The following is a 5850-nucleotide window of genomic DNA, read 5'->3' as shown; positions in this document are numbered from 1 at the left end:
CGCCCCCGACGGCCGCTTCCGCCGGATCGAGGAGACCACCCTGCTGCTGGAGGGCGCCGACCACGACCGCGACCTCGGCAGCGCCCGCTGACCACGGCACCCGCCGAACACCCCGGCCGTGGGGCGGGACGGGGCCGCCCCGCCCCACGGCCGCCCCGCCCCACGACTGTTCCGCCCTACGGCCGTTCGCCCGCGCCCTCGGTGTCGATGTGCGGCAGCACCCGGTCCAGGAAGCGCGGCGTCCACCAGGCGGCCGGCCCCAGCAGCGTCATCACCGCCGGCACCAGCAGCAACCGCACCACCGTGGCGTCCACCAGCACGCTGACCGCCAGGCCCAGCCCCATCATCTTGATCACCACGTTGTCACTGACGATGAACGCGGCGAACACGCTCACCATGATCAGCGCGGCACAGCTGATCACCCGGGCGGTGATCTCCAGGGCGTGCGCCACGGAGTCCTGGCTGCGCCCGGTGCGCAGCCAGGACTCGTGGACCCGCGAGAGCAGGAAGATCTCGTAGTCCATGCTCAGCCCGAAGACGATCGCGAACATCATCATCGGCACGTAGCTCTCGATCGGGACCTTCCCCGCGACCCCGAGCGCCGGCCCGCCCCAGCCCCACTGGAACACCGCCACCACCACCCCGTACGAGGCCGCGATCGACAGCAGGTTGAGCACCGCGGCCTTGACGGCGACCAGCAGGCCGCGGAAGACCGCCAGGATGATCAGGAAGGCCAGTGCGACCACCACCGCGATGATCAGGACCAGCCGGCTGGAGACGATGTCCAGGAAGTCGACCTGGGCCGCGGTGTTGCCGGTCACGTACGTCCTCGCGCCGCTGCCCGCCACCGCGTCGGGCAGCACGGTGTCCGACAGGTGGTCGACCAGGTCGGTGGTGGCCCGGTCCTGCGGGGCGCCGGCCGGGACGACGGTGGCGAACAGCACGGCGCCGTCCGGGCTGGTCTGCAGCGGGGTGGTGCTCGCCGCGCCGGGCAGGCCGGTGAGGGCCTGCTGCACGGCGCCCTGCACGCCGGCCCGGGAGCCGGGCGCCACGGCGCTCTGGTCGACCACCACGGTCAGCGGCGCGTTCGCCCCCGGGCCGAAGGCCTGGGAGACCAGGTCGTAGGCGCGCCGGTCGGTGAAGGAGGTCGGGTCGGCGCCGTCGCCGATGTGGCCCAGCTGGATGGAGAACAGCGGGATCGACAGCACCCCGAGCGCGACCACCCCGGCGACCAGGTAGCGCCACGGGTTCGCCTCCACCCGCCGGGCGTAGCGGTGCCAGCTCCCGCCGCCCTCGCCGCCTCCCCCGGCCTCGGCGATCGGACGGCGCACGGCGAAGCGGTCCATCCGGCGCCCGATCAGCCCCATCAGCGCCGGCAGCAGGGTCAGCGCGCCGAGCACCGCCGACACCACCGTGACGGCCGCCGCCGCCCCGAGCTTGGCGATGAAGGAGATGCCCGACACCGACAGCCCGGACAGCGCGATGATCACCGTGCAGCCGGAGACCAGCACCGCCCGCCCGCTGGTGGCCACCGCCTGCCCGGCGGAGGCGACCGGGTCCACCCCGTCCATCAGGTTCTGCCGGTGCCGGGTCAGCAGGAACAGCGCGTAGTCGATGCCGACCCCGATGCCGATCATCGTGGCCAGGGTCGGCGCCACGGTCGCGAAGGTGGACAGCGCGGCGACCAGCCCCAGCGCCCCCAGCCCGACCACGGCCGCGATCAGCGCCGTCAGCAGCGGCAGCCCGGCCGCGATCGCGCTGCCGAACCCCACCAGCAGCACCACCACCGCCACCGCGAAGCCGATCACCTCGCTGGAGCGGTCGTCCGCCGCCGGCCGGGCCAGCTCGCCCAGCGGCCCGCCGTACTCCACCTGCACCCCGGCCTGGCGCAGCGGCGCCACCGCCGCGTCCACCCCGCCCAGGTAGTCGTGGCCCAGCAGCGCCGGGGTGGTGTCGAAGCGGACGGTGATGTACCCGGTCAGCCCGTCGGGGGCCAGCGGCCCGCCCGGCGGGGCGCTCTGCCCGGCCGGCGGCAGCGGGCTCTGCGCGCCGATCACGTGCGGCAGCTGCTGGAGCGCCGTGACGCTCTGGGCGATCTGCGGCTGGAAGCCGGTCAGCTGCTGGGCGTCGTGCAGCACCACCTGGGAGCTGGTGCCCGCGGCGGCCGGCTCGTGCGCCTGCAGCACGTCCCGGCCCTGCTGGGCCTGGGTGCCGGGCAGGGAGAAGTCGTCGGAGTAGCTGCCGCCGACCGTCCGGTTGGCGGCCTGGACGCCGGCCAGGGCGACGATCCACAGCACGACGACGAGCACGGAGTGGCGCGCGCACCACTCGCCCAGGCGCCGCAGCGCCGCGCGCCTGGCGGGCGGCGGCGCCGCGGCGGCCGGGGGGACACGACGGGCGGACGGCGGCATGGACGGGCTCCCGGGGTCTCCTGCGCGGTGGTGCGCCGAACCGGCGCAGTGTTCCCCGCGGGCCGGTGCCGCCCTCCGGTACCGGCGGGTAGTCGCCCCGACGGCCGCCGACCCAGCCTCCGCCTCCACATCCGCCGGCGGTCGGGTCAGGGCCGCCCGCCCCCGCCCCCACCCCCGCCGAGCCGGGGCGTGCTCACCGGCGCCGCCGCCCCGACCAGCACCACCAGCTCGTGCCCGCCCGGGTTGGCCTGCACCGGGACGGTGCGCCAGTTGTTGGCCAGCCAGACGTTGCCCGAGGGGTCGATCTGCACGCCGGTGTTGCGCTCCAGCCCGTCGCTCGTGTACCCGGTGCCGGGCGGCGAGATCGGCTCACCGGTGCGCACCCCGGGCGGGCAGGCCGCCAGGTTGACCCCGCACAGCCGGGCGACGCGGTGCCCGCCGAAGTTGGCCACCCACACGGTGTCGTCCCCGTCCACGGCCACCCCCCAGGGCAGGAACAGCCCGCCGTTGGCGAAGGGCGCGGGCGCCGGCGTCCCGTCCGCCCCGATCATGGTCACCGAGGCGCCCGGACGCGGGCCGTCCTCGCCGCCGAGCGCGTCCGCCAGGTCGCCGGGGGTGCTGTCCCCGCAGGGCACCGGCAGGATGCCGCTGTTGCTCACCCAGGCATTGCCCCGGCTGTCGGTGGCCACCGCCAGCGGCCGGCGCAGGCCCGCCCCGGTGACGGTCCGCTCCAGCGCGCCGTCGGGGCCCACCACCTGGACGCTGTCGCTGCCGTTGCCGCTCACCCACAGCCGCCCGGCCGGGTCCACCGCCGCGCCGAAGGGCTTGTGCAGGCCGGGCGTGACGATCTCCCGGGCCGAGGCCGCGTCGCCGTCCGGGATCCGCGCCACGCTGTCCGAACCGCAGTTGGCCACCCACACCGTGCCGGCCCGGTCGGCGGCCATGCCCTGCGGCTGGACGATGCCCGCCCCGCGCCAGCCCGCGGGCGGCGACAGCGGGGAGCCGTCCGGGGCGAACTGGGAGAGGCTGCGCTCCAGTGGCGTCGGATCGAGCGGACAACCACGGCCCTGGAAACCGAAGTTGGCGACCCAGGCGCTGCCCCTGGCATCGACGGTGATGCCGAAGCCGGCCCCGTACAGGCCGCCGCCGCGATAGGGGGCGCCGGGGGCGTCCTGCCCGGTGGGGGTGAACTTGAGCACCGCGTCGCTGCCGCAGACCGGCACCGCCGGATCCGGCCCGTAACGGTAGTTGTTGCTGACCCAGGCGTTGCCGTCCGCGTCGAAGGCGATGTTGCCGGGGCCGTCGAGCTCGTGCCCGTTGCCCGCGTAGCGCAGCGCCACCGTCCAGGCGTCCGGCGCGGCGCCCAGCGCGGGCCGGTAGCGCTCGGTGGTGGCGGCCAGCGCGAACAACTCGGCGGCGTTGCGGCCCGGGTCGTGGGCGATGTTCACGGCGGCCAGCAGCGTGTCGCGCGGCCGCTCGCCGCCCGGCGGCCGGGCCAGCTCCAGCAGCCGCCCGCAGGAGTCGCCGGTGACGCACGAGGCCAGCAGGTTGGCCAGGGAGTTGACCTCGGCCATGGTCGAGGTCAACGCGCTGTTGGGCGGCGCGGCGAGCAGCGGGGCGATGTCGCCGGTGCCGGTGTCGGCCAGGTTGTGCGCGAGGGCGGCGGCGTTCGGCAGCCCGGGGGAGGAGCCCGCGACACCGTCCGGGCCGGTGAACCGGGCCAGCGCGTAGGCCGTGGCCACGGTGGTCCGCTCGTTGACGACCAGTTCGGGCGGCGCCTGGGCGCCGCTGAGCACCGCGGCCAGCGTCACCGGCCCGTGGCCCGCCCCCTCCGCCTGCCCGGCCCCGCCCCCGCCACGCCCGCCCCCGTGGCCCGGCAGGTCGGCCAGCACGTACAGCACCGCCCGCGCGTCCCGCGGCCGCCGGTAGTCCAGGCTGAACCGCCCGTCCCCGTCACTGCGCCCCCGGGCCAGCACCCGCGCCCGCCCGCCCCCGCCCTCCCCGGCCTGGTACAGCGTCACCCGCGCCCCGCCCAGCGGCGCGTCACCGCTGCGCACCACCCCACACTGCCCGGTCTGCTCCCACCCGTCGGCCGGCGCGGCGTGCGCGGGCCCGGCGGCGAGCTGGGCCAGGAGGGCGGCGGTCAGCAGGACGCCGCGGTGTCGGCGCATGGGGACTCCGTTCGATCGCAGGAGGTGACAGGAGGGGGAAGGGATCGGCCCCGCCCGCGACGGGGCCGCTCGGCGGGACCGCCGCCCTCCTACCTGCCACATCCCGGGCCGCCCGTGCGCGACCGGCCGCCGGACGCGGCGGAAAATGCCCGGGACGGCCGAGCCGCACCCACCCCCGCCGACTTCCCGCGCGACACCGGCGAGTTGGCTAGACTGCCCCGGCCCGGTGTGATCAAGAAGGGACACGAATGAGCATGGGAGGATCCTGGATGACCGCGACCGAGCCCGACCCCGAGCAGCCGGCGGCGCCGCAGATACGCCAGGACATCCCGCACAGCGCCCGGATGTACGACTACTTCCTCGGCGGCAAGGACAACTTCGCCGTCGACCGCGAAGCCGCCGAACGCGTCCTGACCGTCTTCCCCACCATGCGCACCGCCGTGCGGGCCAACCGCACCTTCATGCACCGCGCCACCCGCGCCCTGGCCCGGCGCGGCCTGCGCCAGTGGCTGGACATCGGCACCGGCATCCCCACCTCGCCCAACCTCCACGAGGTCGCCCAGGCCGTCGAACCCGGCGCCCGGGTCGTCTACGCCGACAACGACCCCGTCGTCCTGGCCCACTCCCGCGCCCTGATGACCAGCACCCCCCAGGGCCGCACCGCCTACGTCCACGGCGACGTCCGCGACCCCGCCGCCCTCCTGGCCACCCCCCAGGTCACCGGGACCCTCGACCTGGACCGGCCGGTCGTCCTGTCGATGATCGCCCTGCTCCACTTCGTCCCGGACCTCGACGACGCCCACGCCATCGTCCGGCACCTCCTGGACCCCCTGCCCTCCGGCTCCGCCCTGGTCCTCTCCCACGCCACCGCCGAACTCGACCCGCCCGGCGCCTCCAAGGTCGAGGAGATCTACAACCAGGCCGGCACCTCCCTGCGGCTGCGCCCCCGCGCCGAGTTCGCCACCCTCTTCGCGGGCCTGGACCTGCTCGACCCGGGCATCGTCCCCGCCCACCGCTGGCACCCCGACGGCACCGACGAGGCCGACCTGCTGCCGGCCGGCGTCACCGACGCCCAGGTCTCCTTCTACGCCGGCGTCGCCCTCAAGCCCTGACGCGGCGACAGCACCGCTCCGGCCCTCCCGCACGGCGCGGGGGGGGGGGGGGGCCCCCGGGGGGGGGAGGGGGGGGGGGGGGGGGGGGGGGGAGGGAACTGGGAACCCGCCAAACCCACCGAGACAACAAAGCTCCTTCGGGGGGGTAACGGGGAG

General features: G+C 76.1%; 3 protein-coding genes and 1 pseudogene. 2 read left to right on the top strand and 2 right to left on the bottom strand.

The features are described from left to right. Positions 1-91 (top strand): annotated as a pseudogene (locus ACZ58X_RS32385) (nuclear transport factor 2 family protein); the annotation flags it as partial. Positions 92-176: 85 nt separating this feature from the next. On the opposite strand, the gene ACZ58X_RS32380 reads toward ACZ58X_RS32385, so the two are convergent. Then, a complete protein-coding gene (locus tag ACZ58X_RS32380) occupies positions 177-2411 on the bottom strand; it encodes an MMPL family transporter (protein ID WP_470337137.1) in 2235 nt (744 codons plus the stop codon). A gap of 146 nt (positions 2412-2557) precedes the next feature. Continuing rightward, positions 2558-4582, bottom strand: a complete 2025-nt coding sequence (locus ACZ58X_RS32375; protein ID WP_470337136.1) for a hypothetical protein — start codon at positions 4580-4582, stop codon at positions 2558-2560. A gap of 269 nt (positions 4583-4851) precedes the next feature. Between ACZ58X_RS32375 and ACZ58X_RS32370 the strand changes: the two genes are divergently transcribed. Next, the gene (locus ACZ58X_RS32370) at positions 4852-5694 is read left to right on the top strand and encodes an SAM-dependent methyltransferase (RefSeq protein WP_470337135.1); all 843 of its coding nucleotides are present in this window, start codon (positions 4852-4854) and stop codon (positions 5692-5694) included. Positions 5695-5850 lie beyond the last annotated feature (156 nt).

The organism is Kitasatospora sp. NPDC040550, from assembly GCF_055594965.1.
Note: the sequence above shows the minus strand (reverse complement) of the source record. Positions and strands in the feature narration are given on the sequence as shown.

Bases quoted from the DNA above. Each gene is read 5' to 3' on its own strand.
- ACZ58X_RS32380 (WP_470337137.1), bottom strand. From the start codon at position 2,411: ATGCCGCCGTCCGCCCGTCGTGTCCCCCCGGCCGCCGCGGCGCCGCCG.
- ACZ58X_RS32375 (WP_470337136.1), bottom strand. From the start codon at position 4,582: ATGCGCCGACACCGCGGCGTCCTGCTGACCGCCGCCCTCCTGGCCCAG.
- ACZ58X_RS32370 (WP_470337135.1), top strand. From the start codon at position 4,852: ATGACCGCGACCGAGCCCGACCCCGAGCAGCCGGCGGCGCCGCAGATA.